The organism is Acidovorax sp. SDU_ACID1 (assembly GCF_045291395.1).
Classification (GTDB): domain Bacteria; phylum Pseudomonadota; class Gammaproteobacteria; order Burkholderiales; family Burkholderiaceae_C; genus MR-S7.
Genome location: NZ_CP152342.1, coordinates 80,991 through 98,587, shown reverse-complemented (window position 1 = coordinate 98,587; position 17,597 = coordinate 80,991). Strand labels below are relative to the sequence as shown.

Sequence of the window (17,597 nt, the reverse complement as noted above, 5' to 3'; positions counted from 1 at the left end):
GCTGCCTGCGCTTGATGGGCGGGCGCTGGAGCCTCTTTTTCCTCTGATGCACCGCGCGCGGCTACACTGCGCGCCACCACACACAGGGAGAGAGGGGAAACATGGACGCACAGACCTTGTCCGACACGGGCGGGCGCACGGGCATGCGCTCGTCGTTCGAGTCGCAGGACATCGAGCCGCACCGGCTGCGCTTCACCGGCAGCGGCGGCGAATACTTCCGCGTGTGGATCGTGAACGTGCTGCTGTCCATCGTCACGCTGGGCTTCTACACGCCCTGGGCGCGGCGGCGCACGGCGCAGTATTTCTACGGCCACACGCTGGTGGCGGGCAGCCCGCTGGAGTTCACCGCCCAGCAGCGGCGCATGGTGGTGGGCTTCCTGGTGGTGGCGCTGCTCACGCTGGCCTACAACATCGCCTCCAACACCGGGCAGGACGTGGCCGTGGGCCTGTTCATCCTGGGCGGCGCGGCGCTCGCGCCGCTGATCTGGGGCAGCGCCATGCGCTTTCGCCTGGCCAACACGCGCTGGCGCGGCCTGCGCCTGGCCTTCACCGCGAACTGGCGCGAGGTGTACACCGCCAGCTGGCCCGTGTTCGCGCTGGCCCTGGTCTGGCTGGCCGTGGCCTGGGGCCTGCAGACGCTGGCGCCGCCCGCTGCGCTGGACGAGGACACGGGCCGCAAGCTGCCCACCATCACCGCGCCCATGTGGGGGCTGATCGCGCTGGGGCTGCTGCTGTCGGTGCTGTGCGTCATCCGCCTGGAGTTCAACTACCGCAGCCTGCTGGTGCTGCGCTCGCGCATCGGCGATGAGCCCGGGCGCTGGAAGCCGGTGTACCTGGACTTCGTCAAGCTCTGGCTGGCCACGCTGGGGGTGTTCATCGCCTCCGTGGCGGTGCTGGCCGCCGTGGCCGCGGGGCTGCTGCGCGGCTCGTGGGCGCTGTTCAAGGCGCTGGGCCAGGGCGGCGGCATGGGCCTGGGGCTGTTCCTGCTCATCCTCGCGGGCATCGCGGCAATGCTGTTCGTGCTGCTGCTGGCCACCGCGCCCGCGCGCGCCTACCGCGAGGCGGCGCTGTTTCGCCTCACCTGGAGCCACATCGGCGTGAGCCGCATCGCCCGCTTCAAGTGCCAGCTGCGCGTGGGCGCCTACATCCTGCTGCGGCTGCGCAACATGCTGCTCACGCTCGTCACACTGGGCTTCTTCCGGCCATTCGCCATGGTGAGCGAATACCGCATGAAGCTCGAATCCGTCACGCTGTACGTCAAGGGCGGCGTGGACCAGGTGGCCGGCCGCCTCGGGCGCCAGCAGCCCGGCGGCATCGGCGACGCGCTGGCCGACGCGGCCGGCCTCGACCTGATCGGATGACGCCCCCCACGCCCCTGCGTGCACGCTGGTTCGATGGCGCCAGCAGCCAGGCCCGCACCGTCCTCGTCGTGCTGGAGCCCGCGCCCGGCGGTCCGCAACTCGCGCTGCATGCGCCGGGCCAGCCGCCGCGCCGCTTCGCCCACGGCGCGGTGGAGTGGCCCGAGGAGTGGAACCCGCGCCGCCCGCCGCCCCGGCTGGTGGTGGACCTGGGCGACGGCGGCAGCCTGGAGATCGACGAACCCGCCGCCTGGCAGGCGATGCTCTCCGCCGCGGGCCACCGGCCCGGCCTAGCGCAGCGCATGCAGACGCGCTGGCCCGTCTTCGCCGCCGTGCTGGTGCTGGCGGCGGCGGGCCTGTTCCTGTTCTACCGGCACGGCACGCCCTGGCTGGCCACCCAGCTCACGCGCCACGTGCCGCTGGCCTGGGAGACGGCGCTGTCGCAGCAGGTGCTGCACCAGATGGACGATGGCACGCTCAAGCCCAGCAAGCTCGCCCCCGAGCGCCAGGCCGAGCTGCGCGCGCGCTTCGACGCGCTGGCGGCACAGGCCGGCGCCGGGCGCTACGCCGGCTATGCGCCGCGCTACGCACTGCAGTTCCGCTCCGGCCTGGGCGCCAACGCCTTCGCGCTGCCCGGCGGCACCGTGGTGGTCACCGACGCGCTGGTCGAAGCCGCGCGCGCGCACCGCCTGGGCGACGACGCCATCGCCGGCGTGCTGGCGCACGAGATCGGCCACGTGGCGCACCGCCACACCACGCGCATGGTGGTGGAGCAAGGCGTGCTCAACATCGGGCTGGGGCTGGCGCTGGGCGACGTGTCGGGGCTGCTGTCCACCGGCGGCTCGCTGCTCACCGGCCTGGCCTACCGCCGCAACCACGAGCGCGAGGCCGACTGCCACGCGCTCGCGCTGATGCGCGCAGCCGGCCTGCCCACCGCGCCCATGGCCGACCTGCTGCTGGCCATCGCCCAGGACGGTGCGGCGCGCCGCAAGGGCCAGGACGGCCCCGCGCAGGCGCCGCAGGAGGAGGACGGCCTGTGGTCGCTGCTCTCCAGCCACCCCGACACCGCCGCCCGCGCCCGCGAGCTGCGCGCCGGGCATGCGCCGCATTGCTCCTGAAAAAGAGCTGCTCGCGCTTGACTGGCAAGCGCTACAGCCCTTTTTGATTTGAAAAGTGTGAAGCCCGCCGATAAGCCGGATTCTGTGCACCGCGGTTGCCCGCGGCGTGACCGCCATTACTCTGGGCCGGGGGTCGCCCACCCGGCTCGATGCCACCTACCCGCACACTCCGGGGGCCCCGTCAACGTGTGCCTACTTGGTGTTGCTGCGCGTAGAGATTGCCCGTTTCACCCCCGGTGGTTTGCCTTCGCAGGCACTCCCCCGGGACTCGTCTCTGTTGCTCTGATCCTCACCTCGCGGTGGACAGCCGTTAGCTGCTACGCTGCCCTGTGCAGTCCGGACGTTCCTCCAGTGCCTGGTTTCCCAGATCGCACCAGCGGCGGTCTGGCGGGCTTCACGGGGGCGATTATCCCACCAGGTCAGTGCACCGACGACATCTCGTAGATGTTGTAGGCGATGAGCAGCAGCGCGCCCACGATGCCCAGCATCATCAGCGCCGGGCCCCAGCGCGACTCGCGCGCGGAAAAGCCGACGAGCATCAGCGCGCAGCTCGCGCCCAGCATGAGCATGGTGGTGTGCAGCAGGGTCATCGCTTCGCCTCCGTGGTCTGTCTGCGGCCATTGTCCCGCGCGCGGGGCCCGGGCGCAGCGGCCGCGCGCGCGGTCCTTGATGCGCATCAAGCGGATCGGGCCATATCGATATAGCCCCGGCGTCGAAGAGGTGGGCCACAATGCGCCGCATTCCCGCCACCACAACCCTCGGAGGTCCGATGAAAGCTGACAACATCCTGCATACGATTGGCAACACGCCCCACGTGCGCATCAACCGCCTGTTCGGCCCGGCCGCGCAGGTGTGGGTCAAGTCCGAGCGCTCCAACCCCGGCGGCTCCATCAAGGACCGCATCGCGCTGGCCATGGTCGAGGAGGCCGAGCGCTCCGGCCAGCTCCAGCCCGGCGGCACCATCATCGAGCCGACCAGCGGCAACACCGGCGTGGGCCTGGCGCTCGTGGCCGCCGTCAAGGGCTACAAGCTGGTGCTGGTGATGCCCGACAGCATGAGCATCGAGCGCCGCCGCCTCATGCTGGCCTACGGCGCCAGCTTCGACCTCACGCCCAAGGAAAAGGGCATGAAGGGCGCCATCGCCCGCGCCCAGGAGCTGGCCGCGCAGACGCCCGGCGCCTGGATCCCGCAGCAGTTCGAGAACCCCGCCAACGTCGACGTGCACGCGCGCACCACCGCGCGCGAGATCCTGGCCGACTTCCCCGAGGGGCTCGACGTGCTCATCACCGGCGTGGGCACGGGCGGCCACCTCACCGGCGTGGGCCGCGTGCTCAAGGCCCAGTTCCCGCAGCTCAAGGTGTTCGCCGTGGAGCCCGTGGCCTCGCCCGTGATCTCCGGCGGCCAGCCGGCGCCCCACCCCATCCAGGGCATCGGCGCGGGCTTCATCCCGAAGAACCTGGACACCAGCCTGCTCGACGGCGTGATCCAGGTCGACGCCGAGCCCGCGCGCGAATACGCGCGCCGCGCCGCGCGCGAGGAAGGCCTGCTCGTGGGCATCTCCTCGGGCGCCACGCTGGCGGCCATCGCGCAGAAGCTGCCCGAACTGCCGGCGGGCAGCCGCGTGCTGGGCTTCAACTACGACACGGGCGAGCGCTACCTGTCGGTCGAAGGCTTCCTGCCGACCTGACCCCCAAGGCCCGCAAGGGCCTTTTCTTTTTTGCGGCAGGCACAGGCACGCCTTCAGCCAGCCGTCCTACAGGCCCGTGCGGGGCGCGCCCGGAACAATCGGGACGATGACCGCGCCACACCCTTCCAGTCCCCTCGCGTTCAAGGTGCTCACCGTGAACGTGCACAAGGGCTTCACCTCCTTCAACCGCCGCTTCATGCTGCACGAGCTGCGCGACGCGGTGCGCGAGGTGTCGGCCGACGTGGTGTTCCTGCAGGAGGTGCTGGGCACCCACCAGCGCCACGCGGGCCGCGTGGCCAACTTCCCGCAGGAGCCGCACTACGAGTTCCTGGCCGACTCGATCTGGCAGCAGTACGCCTACGGCCGCAACGCGGTCTACGACAACGGCCACCATGGCAACGCGGTGCTGTCCAAGTTCCCCATCGCACGTTTCGAGAACCACGATATTTCCGTGAGCGGCCCCGAGCGCCGCGGCATGCTGCACTGCACACTGCAACCGCCGGGCCATGCCACGCCGGTGCACGCCATCTGCGTGCACCTGGGGCTGCAGGAGGCGCACCGCCAGCAGCAGCTGCGCCGCGTGGGCGCGCTGACGCGCGGGCTGCCCGAGGCCGAGCCCGTGATCCTCGCGGGCGACTTCAACGACTGGCGCGGCCGCGCGCACGAGGTGCTGCGGCGCGAGGCCGGGCTGCACGAGGTCTTCGTGCACGCCAGCGGCCGCGCGGTGCGCACCTTCCCCGCGCCCATGCCGCTGCTGGCGCTGGACCGCATCTACGTGCGCGGCGTGTCCGTGCACACCCCGCTGGCGTTGCCGCGCCGGCCCTGGAACCGGCTGTCGGACCACGCGCCGCTGGCCGCGGAGATCGCGCTGTGAAGCCCCGGCCATCGGCCCGCTGGGTGGGCGGCAACCAGTTCCGCCTGCTGGAGAACGGCGAGGAGTACTTCCCGTGCGTGTTCGAGGCCATCGCCGGTGCGCGCCGCGAGGTGTTCGTGGAAACCTTCATCCTGTTCGACGACAAGATCGGCCGCGGCCTGCACGCCGCGCTGCTGCAGGCCGCCCAGGGCGGCGCGCAGGTGCACGTGCTGGTGGACGGCTTCGGCTCGCCCGACCTGCCCGAGGACTTCGTGGCCAGCCTGGTGCAGGCCGGCGTGCGCTTTCGCGTGTTCGACCCGGGGCGGCGCCTGTTCGGCCAGCGGCTGAACCTGCTACGGCGCATGCACCGCAAGATCGTCGTGGTGGACGGGGAGCTGGGCTTCATCGGCGGCATCAACTACTCGGCCGACCACGTGGCCGACTTCGGCCCCGAGGCCAAGCAGGACTACGCCGTGGAGGTGCGCGGCCCCATCGTCGCGCACATGCACCGCTTCGTGCAGGCCGCCGTGCTGCCGCGCGCCGAGCTGCGCCAGCGGCTGCGCGCCGCCCCACCCGTGCCGCCGCCGGCGGGCGAGGCGGGCGCCCTCTTCGTCACGCGCGACAACCGCCACCACACCACCGACATCGAGCGCCACTACCGCATCGCCCTGCGCGCCGCGCGCGAGCGCGTGGTGATCGCCAACGCCTACTTCTTCCCCGGCTACCGGCTGGTGCGCGAGATGCGCCGCGCCGCGCGCCGGGGCGTGCAGGTGGCGCTGATCCTGCAGGGCCAGCCCGACATGCCGATCGTGAAGACCGCCGCCGGCCTGCTCTACGACCACCTGCAGCGCGCGGGCGTGCGCATCCACGAATACTGCGAACGCCCGCTGCACGGCAAGGTGGCGCTGGTGGACGGCGAATGGGCCACCGTGGGCTCCAGCAACCTCGACCCCCTGAGCCTGTCGCTGAACCTGGAGGCCAACGTCGTCATCCGCGACGCGCGCTTCAACGCCACGCTGCACGAGCGCCTGTCGCGCCTGATGCGCGAGAGCTGCAAGCAGGTGGAGCCCGCGCCGCGCACGCGCTGGGAGGGCCTGCGCCTGCTGCGCGGCTACTGCGTCTACCACCTGATGCGCTGGTTCCCCGCCTGGGCCGGCTGGCTGCCGCGCCATGCACCCGTGATCGAAATCGTGGAGGCCGACGGGCTGCACAAGCCGGCGGCCTGATCCTCCCATGCACGCACACACCGCTCCGCCACAGCGCCGCAGCCGCGGCGCCTGGCCCTGGCTGGCGGGCGCCTTCACGGCCGCACTGATTGCGCTGGTGGTATGGCTGCTGCTGCGCCAGGCGCGGCAGGTGGACTGGCCCGGCGTGTGGCAGGCCTTGCGCGCGCTCCCGCCGGGCACGCTGGCGCTGGGCGCGCTGCTGGCCTGGGCGAGCCACCTGGCCTATGGCTGCTTCGACCTGTTCGGCCGCCACGTGCTGCGCCATGGCCTGGGCGTGGCGCGCACCATGGGCGTCACGCTCACGGCCTATCCGTTCGCGCTCAATTTGGGCTCCATCATCGGCGGCGTGTCCGTGCGTTGGCGGCTGTACTCGCGCCAGGGGCTGCAGCCGGGGCAGATCGGGCAGGTCATCGTGCTGTCCATCATCACCAACTGGCTGGGCTACTGCGTGCTGGCCTGCGCCGTGTTCTGGGCCTGGGCGCCGCCGCTGCCGCCGGGCTGGGAAATCGGCCCGCACCGCATGCGCCTGCTGGGCGCCGTGCTGGCCGCCGTCGCCGCGCTGTACCTGGCGCTGTGCGCCTGGCGCGGCGGGCGGCCGCTGGCCGTGCGCGGGCATGAACTACCGCTGCCGCGCGCGCGGGTGGCGCTGCTGCAGATGCTGCTGTCGTGCGTCAACTGGGCGCTGATGGGCGGCGCGCTGTGGGCGCTGGCGAGCGGCCAGGCGCCCTACGCCGCGGCGCTGGCCGCCGTGCTGCTGGGCGCGGTGGCGGGGCTGCTCTCGCGCATCCCCGCCGGGCTGGGCGTGATCGAGGCCGTGGGCACCGCCGTGCTGAACCCCTGGATGCCCGCCAGCCAGGCGCTGGCCGTCGTGCTGGCCTACCGGGCGCTCTACTACTTCGCGCCGCTCGCGGTCGCGGGCGTGGCGCTGCTGGCCTGGGAGTGGCGTGGGAAAATACAAGCCAAATCGGCCTCCAGCGCTTGATGCACAAGCGCAAGCAGCTATTGAATAGATAGCGATGCAGCGAATGCGGAGGCCACAATGCCCGCATGCCGCCACGCCATTCCGTCCTTCCCATCGCCACGCCCACCCATGCCGCGCCGCTGAGTGCGCAGCAGGCGCAGTTCAACGAGCACCTGCGCCGCATCGCCGCCCAGCAGGAACTGCTGGCCGCCTGGAACGAGGCCACCGCCGCCTTCCATGCGCGGTATGCGCGCGACGTGGAGCCGCTGCTGGCCACCTACCACGCGCTCTATTGCGAGCTGGCGCAGGTGCTGGACGCCGAGGCCGGCCGCAAGGGCCTGTCGAAGGCCGACCGCGCCGCGCTGGGCGAGGCCATCGCCCGCCTCGCCGCCCGCCTGGCCGCCGGCGTGCGCGACGAAGCCCTGCGCGCAGCGATGCAGGCGCTGCACGACCGCTACGCCAATGCCGACGAAGCGGCACCGGACACCGCCGACCCGGATTCGCCCGAGGAAGTGCTGCGCCGCGTCGAGGCGCAGATGCACGCCGCCCAGGCCCAGGCCGAGCAGGCGCGCGCCACCCACCACGCCGCGCGCCGCGCGCGCAAGCCCGGCGCGCGCGAACGCCAGGCCCAGGCTGCCGCGCGCGAGGCCGCCCAGCCGCTGCGCGAGATCTACCGCCGCCTCGCCAGCACCCTGCACCCCGACCGCGAGAGCGACCCCGCCGAGCGCACGCGCAAGACCGCGCTCATGCAGCGCGTCAACCTCGCCTACGCGGCCGGCGACCTGACCGGCCTGCTGCAGTTGCAGCTCGAAGCCGACCAGATCGACCCCGCGCGCATCGCCGCCTTCAGCGACGCCCGCCTCGCGCCCTACAACCGCCTGCTGGCCGACCAGCTCGCCGAACTGCAGCGGCAGACCCGCGCCGCGCAGGAGGCGTTCTGCGCCGACTACGGGCTGGAGCCAGGTGCCGCCAGCAAGCCCGCCAAGCTCATGGGCCATCTGCGCGCACAGGTGCGCGACCTGCAGGAAGACATCCAGCACCTGCGGCTGCAGTTGCGCGCGTTGCGCGAGGAACCCGACGCGCTGCGGCACTGGCTGCGCCACGCGCGCGCCGCATAATCGCCACCCTCTTTTGCTTGATCGCCACAAGCCATGATCCGCCTCTCCGAACTCAAGCTGCCCCTCGCGGCGCTGCGCTACCACCCCGAGAACCACACCGAATACCCGCCTGAGGAAGCGCTGCGCACGCTCGCGGCACAGCAGCTCGGCGTGGAGGAAGGCGCCATCGCCAGCCTGCACGTGCACAAGCGCAGCTTCGACGCGCGCAAGGCCGACCTGCTGGCCGTCTACATCGTCGACGTGCAGGTGGCCGATGAAGACGCGCTGCTCGCCCGCCACGCCGGCCACCCGCACGTGCAGCCCACGCCCGACATGGCCTGGCGCCCCGTGGGCCGTGCACCCGCCGGGGCGGCCCTGCGCCCCGTGGTCGTGGGCTTCGGGCCCTGCGGCATCTTCGCGGCGCTGGTGCTGGCACAGATGGGCTTTCGCCCCATCGTGCTGGAGCGCGGCAAGCCCGTGCGCGAGCGCACGCAGGACACCTGGGGCCTGTGGCGCAGGTGCGAACTCAACCCCCAATCGAACGTGCAGTTCGGCGAGGGCGGCGCGGGCACGTTCAGCGACGGCAAGCTCTACAGCCAGATCAAGGACCCGCGCCACCTGGGCCGCAAGGTGATGCAGGAGTTCGTGGACGCGGGCGCGCCGCCCGAGATCCTCTACGCCGCGCACCCGCACATCGGCACCTTCAAGCTGGTGAAGGTGGTGGAATCGCTGCGCGCGCAGATCATCGCGCTGGGCGGCGAGGTGCGCTTCGAGCAGCACGTGAGCGACGTGGTGCTCGAAGGCCGCCCCGGACAACGCCATGTGCGCGGCCTGCGCGTGCACGACCTCGCCACCGGCGCTACCGAGGAGCTGCGTGCCGACCACGTGGTCATGGCCCTGGGCCACAGCGCGCGCGACAGCTTCGCCATGCTGCACGCGCACGGCGTGGCCATGGAGGCCAAGCCCTTCTCGGTCGGCGTGCGCATCGAGCACCCGCAGAGCGTGATCGACCGCGCGCGCTGGGGCAAGCATGCCGGCCACCCGCTGCTCGGCGCGGCCGACTACAAGCTGGTGCACCACGCGAGTGGCGGGCGCACCGTCTACAGCTTCTGCATGTGCCCTGGCGGCACCGTGGTGGCCGCCACCAGCGAGCCCGGGCGCGTGGTGACCAATGGCATGAGCCAGTATTCGCGCGCCGAGCGCAACGCCAATGCGGGCATGGTGGTGGGCGTGGAGCCGCTGGACTACCCGCGCGATCCCGCCGCGTTCGAGGCGCTGCTCGGCGCCACGCACGGCGTGGAAGTCTTGGCGCCGGACGCCGTGCACCCGCTCGCGGGCATCGTGCTGCAGCGCCAGCTCGAATCGTGCGCCTACCAGCTCGGCGGCGGCAACTACAACGCGCCCGCGCAGCGTGTGGGCGACTTCCTCGCGCGCCGCGCCTCCACGGCGCTGGGGGACGTGGAGCCCTCGTACAAGCCCGGCGTGACGCTGGTCAGCCTGGACGACGCCCTGCCCGCCTTCGCCACCGCCGCCATGCGCGAGGCCCTGCCCGCCTTCGGCCGCAAGATCCACGGCTACGACATGCCCGATGCGGTGATGACCGGTGTGGAGACGCGCACCTCGTCCCCGCTGCGCATCGGCCGGGGCGAGGACTTCCAGAGCCTGAACACCCCCGGCCTGTACCCCGCGGGCGAGGGCGCGGGCTACGCGGGCGGCATCCTCTCGGCGGGCGTGGACGGCATCAAGGTCGGCGAGGCCGTGGCCTGTGCCCTCCTCGGGCTGCCGCTGCCCTCATCGGGCACGCGCGGCTCCGGCGGCGCGGCGTGACTCAGTCATTCAGGCCGAGCGACTCGACGATGGTCTTTTCCTCGGCGAAGGTCTTGCGTGCGAATTCGGCGTAGGCCGCGCTGTCGCGGTAGTCGGTGCGCACGCCGGCGTTCTCGATGATGCGCTTCATATCCGGGTCCTCCAGTGCGGCCTTCACCGCCGCGTCGAGCTTGTGCACCACGGCCTGCGGCATGCCCTTGGGGCCGGCGATGCCCAGGGGCGAGGGCACGACCACGTCGTAGCCCGCCTCGCGGAACGTGGGCACGCCGGCGAAGGCCGGCGGGCGCGTTTCGGCGGCGATGGCCAGCGCGCGCACCTTGCCCGACTCCATGAAGTTGCGGATGCCGTTGGTGCTGACCATGGTCTTCACGTGGCCGCCGAGCAGCGCGTTGGTGGCCTCGGAATCGCCCTTGAACGGCACGTGCGTGAACTGCACGCCAGCCGCCTTGCCCAGCAGCGCCATGGCGACCTGGTTGCCGGTGAACTTGCCGGGCGTGCCGTAGTCCACGCCGCCTGGGTGGCTCTTGGCGTGCTCCACCACGTCCTTCACGGTCTTGAACGGCGAATCGGCGGCCACGCCGAGGATGAAGTCGTAGGCCGAGAACGAGGCGATGTAGGTCAGGTCCTTCACCGGGTCGTACTGCGTCTTCTGCACGTAGGGCTGGCGGAACACGCTCACCGGCACCAGGGTCAGGCGGTAGCCGTCGGGCTTGGTGCGCAGCATCTCCACCACGCCCAGCGTGCCGCCCGCGCCGGGCTTGTTGTCCACGATCACGGTCTGCTTGAGATGCTTGGACATGCCCTGGGCCAGCGCACGGCCCATCACGTCGGTGGTGCCGCCGGGCGCGTAGGGCACGATGAGGGTGATGGGCTGGCTCGGAAAGTCGGCCTGGGCGTGGGCGCCCGTGGCGGCGAATGCGGCGGCGCAGGCGAGCGCGGTGGTGATGAAGCGGCGTTGCATGGTGTTGTCTCCTTGGGTTGAATGAACGGGGTCAGCGGGCGGCGTAGCCGTCGCGCAGGTCGCGCTTGAGCACCTTGCCGATGGGGCTGCGCGGCAGCTCGCCGACAAAGCGCAGGTCCGCCAGCCGCTGGGTTTTGCCCGCGCGCTGGTTGAACCATTCCAGGACCTCGGCGGGCGTGGCGGCATGCCCGGCATGCGGCACGACGAAGGCCACGGGCGTCTCGCCCCACTGCACGGAGGGCACGCCGACCACGGCCGCGTCGGCCACGGCCGGGTGCTGGCGCAGTTGCGCCTCCAGGTCGCTCGGGTAGATGTTGAAGCCGCCGCTGATGACCATGTCCTTGCGGCGGTCGATGAGGGTGAGGAAGCCGTCGGCATCGAACCGGCCCACGTCGCCGGTGCGGATGAAGCGCTTGCCCGAGGCGTCGAACCACTCGGCCTCGCGCGTCTTGTCGGGCTGGTTGTGGTAGCCGGTCATCATGCCGGGCGAGTGGCCCACAACCTCGCCCGCCTCGCCGGGCGGCACCTCGCGGCCCTCCTCGTCGATCAGGCGGATGTCGTGGCCCTCGGCAGGCCGGCCCACGGTGTGCAGCTTGTCCGGGTGCAGGTGCGCGTCGAGGATGCAGGTGCCGCCGCCCTCGGTCATGCCATAGAACTCGGTCAGCGTGCCGGGCCAGCGCGCGAGCACGTCGGCCTTCAGCGCGGCACTGAACGGCGCGCTGGTGCAGAACTTGAAGCGGAACGCCGAGAGGTCGAAATCGCCGAACTGAGGCAGCGCCATGATGCGCTGGTACTGCACCGGCACCAGCATGGTGTGCGTCACGCGGTACTGCTGCGCGAGCTGCAGGTAGCGCAGCGCGTCGAACTTGGCCATCAGCAGCACGCAGCCGCCGCCCGCCAGCGTGGGCAGGAACACGACCAGCGTTGTGTTGGAGTAGAGCGGCGTAGCCAGCAGCGTGGTGCCGTGCGGGCCGTAGTCGTAGACCGGCACGCGGCGCATGTGCGTCCAGCGCATGCCGTGCGGCTGCACGATGCCCTTCGGAACCCCGGTGGTGCCCGAGGAATAGATGAGGTTGAAGGGCGCCTCGGGCCCGATCTCCACGGGCGCGGGCACCGTGCCTTCGGGTGCGAGCCATGCATCGAACGCGGGCCCGTCCAGCGCGATGGTGCGCGGCGCGCCCTCGGCGGTGGGGGCAGTGCCGTCCACGAACAGCAGCCGCGCATCGGCATCGCGCAGCATGCCGCGCAGGCTCTCGGGCGTGGACGAGGGCGCCAGCGGCGCCGCCACCGCGCCTGCGCGCAGCACGCCCAGGAACAGCGCGGCATAGCGCACCGAGCTCAGCGCGCAGATGGCGATGGCCTCGCCCGGCTGCACGCCATCGCGCTGCAGCGCGGCGGCCACGCGGTCCATGAGGGCGTCGAGCTGCGCGTAGCTCAGCACCTGCTGCTCGTCACGCAGTGCGGGGTGGCCGGGCTGGTGGCGCGCGTGCAGGGCGATCAGCCCGGGCAGCGTGCGGAACGGGGCATCGGGGGTGAATAGGTCGGCGGTCATTGCGTGGTCCATTCATCAAAAAAGATAGCTGCTTACGCTTTATCCATAAGACCCTCGAGCATTTTTCTTTGCAAACCCGCCGGTCAGAGCGCCTGCACCAGTTCCGGCACGGCCGCGAACAGGTCCGCCTCCAGCCCGTAGTCGGCCACACTGAAGATCGGCGCCTCCGGGTCCTTGTTGATCGCCACGATCACCTTGGAGTCCTTCATGCCGGCCAGGTGCTGGATGGCCCCCGAGATGCCCAGCGCGACGTACAGCTGCGGCGCCACGATCTTGCCCGTCTGGCCCACCTGCAGGTCGTTGGGCGCGTAGCCCGCGTCCACCGCCGCGCGGCTGGCCCCGATGGCCGCGCCCAGCTTGTCGGCCAGCGGCGTGAGCACTTCCTGGAATTTCTCGCTGCTGCCCAGCGCCCGCCCGCCCGAGACGATGATCTTGGCGGCGGTCAGCTCGGGCCGGTCGCTCTTGGTGACTTCGCGCCCGACGAAGGCGCTCTTGCCGCTGTCTGCCGCAGCGGCTGCGGTTTCGACGGCGGCGCTGCCTCCCGTGGCGGCGGCGGCGTCGAAGCCCGTGGTGCGCACGGTGATGACCTTGACGCTGTCTGCGCTTTGCACGGTGGCGATGGCGTTGCCCGCGTAGATGGGGCGCTCGAAGGTGTCGGGGCTGTCGACCTTGGTGATGTCGCTGATTTGCGCCACGTCGAGCTTGGCGGCCACGCGCGGGGCGGCGTTCTTGCCGCTGGCGGTGGCGGGGAACAGGATGTGGCTGTAGTTGCCGGCGATCTGCAGCACCTGCGCGGCGATGTTTTCGGCGAGGCCGTCCTTGAGGCTGGCGCCGTCGGCGTGGATGACTTTGGCGACGCCGGCTATTTTGGAGGCGGCGTCTGCTGCGGCGCCCGCGTTTTCTCCGGCGACGAGCACGTGCACGTCGCCGCCGCAGGCCTGCGCGGCGGTGACGGTGTTGAGGGTGGCGCTCTTGATGGAGGCGTTGTCGTGTTCTGCGATGACGAGTACGGGCATTTTTAGATCACCTTGGCTTCGTTCTTGAGCTTGGCCACGAGGGTGGCCACGTCGGGCACCTTGACGCCGGCGCCGCGCTTCGGGGGCTCGGAGACTTTGAGGGTCTTCAGGCGCGGGGCGACGTCGACGCCCAGCGCTTCGGGCTTGAGGGTGTCGAGCGGCTTTTTCTTGGCCTTCATGATGTTGGGCAGCGTGACGTAGCGCGGCTCGTTCAGGCGCAGGTCGGTGGTGATGACTGCCGGCAGGGTGAGCGAGAGGGTTTCCAGGCCGCCGTCGACTTCGCGGGTGACGCTGGCCCGGGGCGCGTCAGCCTTGCCGTCGGCGACTTCGACCTTGCTGGCGAAGGTGGCCTGGGGCAGATCGGCCAGGGCCGCGAGCATCTGGCCGGTCTGGTTGGCGTCGTCGTCGATGGCCTGCTTGCCCAGGATGACGAGCTGGGGCTGCTCCTTGTCGACCAGGGCCTTGAGCAGCTTGGCGACGGCCAGGGGCTGCAACTCGGCGTCGGTTTCCACCAGGATGGCGCGGTCGGCGCCGATGGCCATGGCCGTGCGCAGGGTTTCCTGGCACTGCGCCACGCCGCAGCTGACGGCGATCACTTCGGTGGCGATGCCTTTTTCTTTCAGGCGCACGGCTTCCTCGACGGCGATTTCGTCAAAGGGGTTCATGCTCATCTTCACGTTGGCGATGTCCACTCCCGTGCCGTCCGACTTCACTCGGACCTTCACGTTGTAGTCCACCACGCGCTTGACGGGGACGAGGATCTTCATGGCGGTTTTCCTTTGCTTGCGAGAACGTGGGCATCAATCCAGGCGCACGTTGGCCGCCTCGATCAGCGCCTTCCACTGGGGCACGTCGCCCAGGTAGGCCGTGCGGAACGCCTCGGGCCCGGCTATCGCGGAGACGCCGCCGATGCTGAGGATCTGCTCCTGCACCTTCGCGTCCCTGGCGACCTCGGCCATCACCGCGGCGAGCTTGTCGAGCACGGGCCTGGGAATGCCCGCGGGCGCGCCCATGCCGATCCAGCCGACGAGGGAGTACGGATCGTCCGTCAGCCCCTGCTCGTAGATCGTGGGGACGTTGGGCAGGGACGGCACGCGCTGGCGGCCGATCAGGCCGATGGCCTTGAGGCGGCCCGCCTCGATGAAGGGGCGGGTACTGGCGACGCTGGCGAGGCAGAACTGGATCGGGCCGCCGATCAGGTCCTGCAGCATGGGCGCCTCGCCCTTGTAGGCCGCGTGGGCCATGTCGGCGTTGGCGGACTTGCTGATGTATGCGCCCACGAGATGCGCCTGCGAGCCCTGCCCCCAGGAGCCGTAGGAGAACTTGCCCTTGTTCGCGCCCAGATAGGCCAGCAGCTCCTTCATGTTGCCGGCGGGCACCGAGGGGTGCGCGACGAGCACCACCGGCGCGGTAGCGATCTGGGTGACCAGCGCCATGTCCTTCTGCAGGTTGTGCGGCAGCTTGGCGTAGAGGTACTGGTTGACCATCATCGACGTGCCCAGGCCCACCAGCAGCGTGTGGCCGTCGGGCGGGGACTTGAGCACCGCGTCGGTTCCCAGGATGCCACCCGCGCCGCCCTTGTTGTCCACCACCACGGGCTGGCCCAGCAGCCTGGACATGGGCTCGGCCAGGGCGCGCGCGATGATGTCGGTGCCGCCGCCCGCGTTGTAGGGCACGACGATGCGGATGGGCTTGGCTGGCCACTGGCCGGTCTGCGCGGCGGCGCGGCCCAGCAGCGCGGCGCCCCCCAGGGCGGCCATGCCCTGCAGCACGGCGCGGCGGCTGGGGAACGAGGCGGAACGTTGCATGAAAAAGTCTCCTATATGAAAAAACCGGCCGCAGCGCTTATCCAGAAAGCGCCAGCAGCTATTAAAAACAGAGCAACCGATCAATCGGCGGAAGCGCCCGATTCCTTGACCACCTTGCCCCACTTGGCGGCCTCGGCCTGGATGAAGGCGGCGAACTGCGCGGGCGTCTCGGCCACCGGGTCGCCGCCCTGCTCGGCGATCTTCTTCTTCACCTCGGCCTGGCCCAGCACCTTCACGAGCGCGGCGTGCAGCTTGTCCAGCACGGGCTTGGGGGTGGCCGCGGGGGCGAACATGCCGAACCACGAGGTGGCCTCGTAGCCGGGCACGCCGGCCTCGGCGATGGTGGGCACGTCGGGCAGCTCGGGCGAGCGCTTGGCCGTGGTCACGGCGATGGGGCGCAGCTTGCCCGAGCGCACGTGCTGGATGGCCGAGGGCATGTTGTCGAACATGACGGCGATCTGGCCGCCGAGCAGGTCGCTCATCGCCGGCGCGCTGCCCTTGTAGGGCACGTGGGTGAGCTGTGCGCCGGTCAGGCTCTGGAACAGCGCGCCGGAGACGTGCGGCGACGCGCCCGAGCCGGGCGATCCGTAGGTCACGTCGCCAGGGTGGGCCTTGGCGTAGTCGATCAGCTCCTGCACGGTCTTGAACGGCTGGCTCGGGTGCGCGACGAGCAGGTTGGGCACCGTGGCCACGCGCGAGAGCGGCGCGAAGTCCTTCACCGGGTCGAACGGCATCTTCTTGTAGAGCGCCTGGTTGATGGCGTGCGTGCCCACCGTGCCCATGAAGAGCGTGTAGCCGTCGGCCGGCGACTTGGCGGCGAGCGTGGCGCCGATGTTGCCGCCCGCGCCGGGCTTGTTGTCCACCACCACGGACTGGCCCAGCTCCGCCGTGAGCCCCTGGCCCACGATGCGCGCGAGGATGTCGGTGGTGCCCCCCGCCGAGAACGGCACGATGATGGTGATGGGCCGCGCGGGAAAGCCCTGCGCCGCAGCGGCGCCCATGAAGCCGCCGCAGGCCAGCGCGGCTGCGGCTTGCAGAACGGTGCGTCGGTGGATTCGGAAAATGGCCATACTTGCCTCCTTGATGGTGAAAATCGGCTGCGTCACGGGTCAGTCCAGCTTGGCGCCGGCCAGCTCGACCAGCGACTTCCAGATGGGCAGGTCGCGCCGGTAGTTCTCGCGGAAGGCGGCGGGGCTGTTCATCAGGGGCATGAAGCCCGCGCCCCGGATGCGCTCCAGCATCTTGGGCTCCTTGGCGATCTCGGCCACGTGGGCGGAGAGCTGGTCCACGATGGACTGGGGGGTGCCGGCGGGCGCGCCCATCGCCACCCAGCCGGCGATGGAATACGCATCGTCCTGCACGCCCTGCTCGTGGATGGTGGGCAGCTGGGGCAGGATTTCCATGCGCTCGCGGCCCGTCACGCCGATGGCCTTGAGGCGGCCCGCGTCGATGAAGGGCTTGGTGTTGAGCGCGCTGGAGAAGCACAGCTGCAGCTGGCCGCCGAGCAGGTCCTGGATCATGGGCGCCTCGCCCTTGTAGGCCGAGTGGATCATGTCGGCGTCCATCGTCTTGCTCATGTAGGCGCCACCCAGGTGCGCGTACGAGCCCACGCCCCAGGAGCCGTAGGAGAGCTTGCCCTTGTGGGCCTTCACGTAGGCCAGCAGCTCCTTCATGTTGCCCGCGGGCACCGAGGGGTGCACCACCAGCGTGACCGGCGCCGCGGCGATCTGGGTGATCAGCTCCAGGTCCTTCTGCGGGTTGTAGGGCAGCTTGGCATAGAGGAACTGGTTGATGAGCATCGAGGTGCTCAGGGACACCAGCAGCGTGTGGCCGTCCGCCGGCGACTTGGCGACGTTGTCCGTGCCCAGGATGCCCGCCGCGCCGCCCTTGTTGTCGATGACCACGGGCTGGCCCACGCGCTGCGCGAGGGCTTCGCCCAGCGTGCGGGCGATGATGTCGGTGGCGCCGCCCGCATTGAAGGGCACGACCACGCGGATGGGCCTGGCGGGCCAGGCGGCCTTGCCGGCCTGCGCGATGGCGCCGGCGCCCGGCAGGCAGCCGCCGCCCACGGCGGCCAAGCCTTGCAGGACGGTGCGGCGCGTGATGGATGTCTTCATGTCTGTCTCCTTGTCG

At 70.9% G+C, this 17,597-nt stretch carries 16 protein-coding genes and 1 other RNA gene; 8 read left to right on the top strand and 9 right to left on the bottom strand.

All coding sequences use genetic code 11. The features are described from left to right. Nucleotides 1-101: 101 nt before the first annotated feature. Both AAG689_RS00435 and AAG689_RS00430 read left to right on the top strand, forming a co-directional pair. On the top strand, nucleotides 102-1,361 hold the full coding sequence (locus tag AAG689_RS00435; protein WP_406624323.1) for a YjgN family protein: 1,260 nt from the start codon (nucleotides 102-104) through the stop codon (nucleotides 1,359-1,361). Further along, nucleotides 1,358-2,476, top strand: a complete 1,119-nt coding sequence (locus AAG689_RS00430) for a M48 family metallopeptidase (protein WP_406624322.1) — start codon at nucleotides 1,358-1,360, stop codon at nucleotides 2,474-2,476. Before AAG689_RS00435 ends, AAG689_RS00430 begins: the two co-directional genes overlap by 4 nt. Nucleotides 2,477-2,531: 55 nt before the next feature. Here the strand turns inward: AAG689_RS00430 and rnpB are convergent. Further along, nucleotides 2,532-2,872: RNase P RNA component class A (gene rnpB / locus AAG689_RS00425), an RNA gene on the bottom strand. 23 nt (nucleotides 2,873-2,895) lie between these two features. After that, the gene (locus AAG689_RS00420; RefSeq protein WP_200405938.1) at nucleotides 2,896-3,066 is read right to left on the bottom strand and encodes a hypothetical protein; all 171 of its coding nucleotides are present in this window, start codon (nucleotides 3,064-3,066) and stop codon (nucleotides 2,896-2,898) included. A 179-nt stretch (nucleotides 3,067-3,245) separates the two neighbouring features. On the opposite strand from AAG689_RS00420, the gene cysK reads away from it, so the two are divergent. From cysK to AAG689_RS00390, 6 genes are all read left to right on the top strand, one after another. Continuing rightward, complete coding sequence (gene cysK, locus AAG689_RS00415) at nucleotides 3,246-4,163, top strand: cysteine synthase A (protein WP_406624321.1); 918 nt, start codon at nucleotides 3,246-3,248, stop codon at nucleotides 4,161-4,163. Between the two features lie 106 nt (nucleotides 4,164-4,269). Beyond that, entirely contained in the window at nucleotides 4,270-5,037 is a 768-nt protein-coding gene (locus AAG689_RS00410) for an endonuclease/exonuclease/phosphatase family protein (RefSeq protein WP_406624320.1), read from the top strand. Next, nucleotides 5,034-6,242, top strand: a complete 1,209-nt coding sequence (clsB, locus tag AAG689_RS00405; protein ID WP_406624319.1) for a cardiolipin synthase ClsB — start codon at nucleotides 5,034-5,036, stop codon at nucleotides 6,240-6,242. Before AAG689_RS00410 ends, clsB begins: the two co-directional genes overlap by 4 nt. A 7-nt stretch (nucleotides 6,243-6,249) precedes the next feature. Next, the gene (locus tag AAG689_RS00400) at nucleotides 6,250-7,224 is read left to right on the top strand and encodes a lysylphosphatidylglycerol synthase domain-containing protein (RefSeq protein ID WP_406624318.1); all 975 of its coding nucleotides are present in this window, start codon (nucleotides 6,250-6,252) and stop codon (nucleotides 7,222-7,224) included. A gap of 65 nt (nucleotides 7,225-7,289) precedes the next feature. Then, nucleotides 7,290-8,321, top strand: a complete 1,032-nt coding sequence (locus tag AAG689_RS00395) for a molecular chaperone DnaJ (RefSeq protein ID WP_406624317.1) — start codon at nucleotides 7,290-7,292, stop codon at nucleotides 8,319-8,321. A 33-nt stretch (nucleotides 8,322-8,354) separates the two neighbouring features. Next, the gene (locus AAG689_RS00390; protein WP_406624316.1) at nucleotides 8,355-10,127 is read left to right on the top strand and encodes an NAD(P)/FAD-dependent oxidoreductase; all 1,773 of its coding nucleotides are present in this window, start codon (nucleotides 8,355-8,357) and stop codon (nucleotides 10,125-10,127) included. Nucleotide 10,128: 1 nt separating this feature from the next. On the opposite strand, the gene AAG689_RS00385 is transcribed toward AAG689_RS00390, so the two are convergent. The 7 genes from AAG689_RS00385 to AAG689_RS00355 all read right to left on the bottom strand — a co-directional run bounded on the left by AAG689_RS00385 (nucleotide 10,129) and on the right by AAG689_RS00355 (nucleotide 17,581). Next, nucleotides 10,129-11,088 (bottom strand): tripartite tricarboxylate transporter substrate binding protein, encoded by a 960-nt coding sequence (locus AAG689_RS00385; RefSeq protein ID WP_406624315.1) that lies wholly within the window; start codon nucleotides 11,086-11,088, stop codon nucleotides 10,129-10,131. Nucleotides 11,089-11,119: 31 nt separating this feature from the next. Then, the gene (locus AAG689_RS00380; protein ID WP_406624314.1) at nucleotides 11,120-12,640 is read right to left on the bottom strand and encodes a class I adenylate-forming enzyme family protein; all 1,521 of its coding nucleotides are present in this window, start codon (nucleotides 12,638-12,640) and stop codon (nucleotides 11,120-11,122) included. Between the two features lie 83 nt (nucleotides 12,641-12,723). Beyond that, nucleotides 12,724-13,656 carry an electron transfer flavoprotein subunit alpha/FixB family protein gene (locus tag AAG689_RS00375; RefSeq protein ID WP_406622580.1) on the bottom strand — a complete coding sequence of 311 codons (933 nt, stop codon included), beginning with the start codon at nucleotides 13,654-13,656 and terminating at the stop codon, nucleotides 12,724-12,726. A gap of 2 nt (nucleotides 13,657-13,658) precedes the next feature. Beyond that, nucleotides 13,659-14,423 carry an electron transfer flavoprotein subunit beta/FixA family protein gene (locus tag AAG689_RS00370; protein WP_406624313.1) on the bottom strand — a complete coding sequence of 255 codons (765 nt, stop codon included), beginning with the start codon at nucleotides 14,421-14,423 and terminating at the stop codon, nucleotides 13,659-13,661. Nucleotides 14,424-14,456: 33 nt separating this feature from the next. Further along, nucleotides 14,457-15,464 carry a Bug family tripartite tricarboxylate transporter substrate binding protein gene (locus AAG689_RS00365; RefSeq protein ID WP_406624312.1) on the bottom strand — a complete coding sequence of 336 codons (1,008 nt, stop codon included), beginning with the start codon at nucleotides 15,462-15,464 and terminating at the stop codon, nucleotides 14,457-14,459. An 80-nt stretch (nucleotides 15,465-15,544) separates the two neighbouring features. Then, nucleotides 15,545-16,534 carry a Bug family tripartite tricarboxylate transporter substrate binding protein gene (locus AAG689_RS00360; RefSeq protein WP_406624311.1) on the bottom strand — a complete coding sequence of 330 codons (990 nt, stop codon included), beginning with the start codon at nucleotides 16,532-16,534 and terminating at the stop codon, nucleotides 15,545-15,547. 39 nt (nucleotides 16,535-16,573) lie between these two features. Next, on the bottom strand, nucleotides 16,574-17,581 hold the full coding sequence (locus AAG689_RS00355) for a Bug family tripartite tricarboxylate transporter substrate binding protein (RefSeq protein ID WP_406624310.1): 1,008 nt from the start codon (nucleotides 17,579-17,581) through the stop codon (nucleotides 16,574-16,576). Nucleotides 17,582-17,597: the final 16 nt, after the last annotated feature.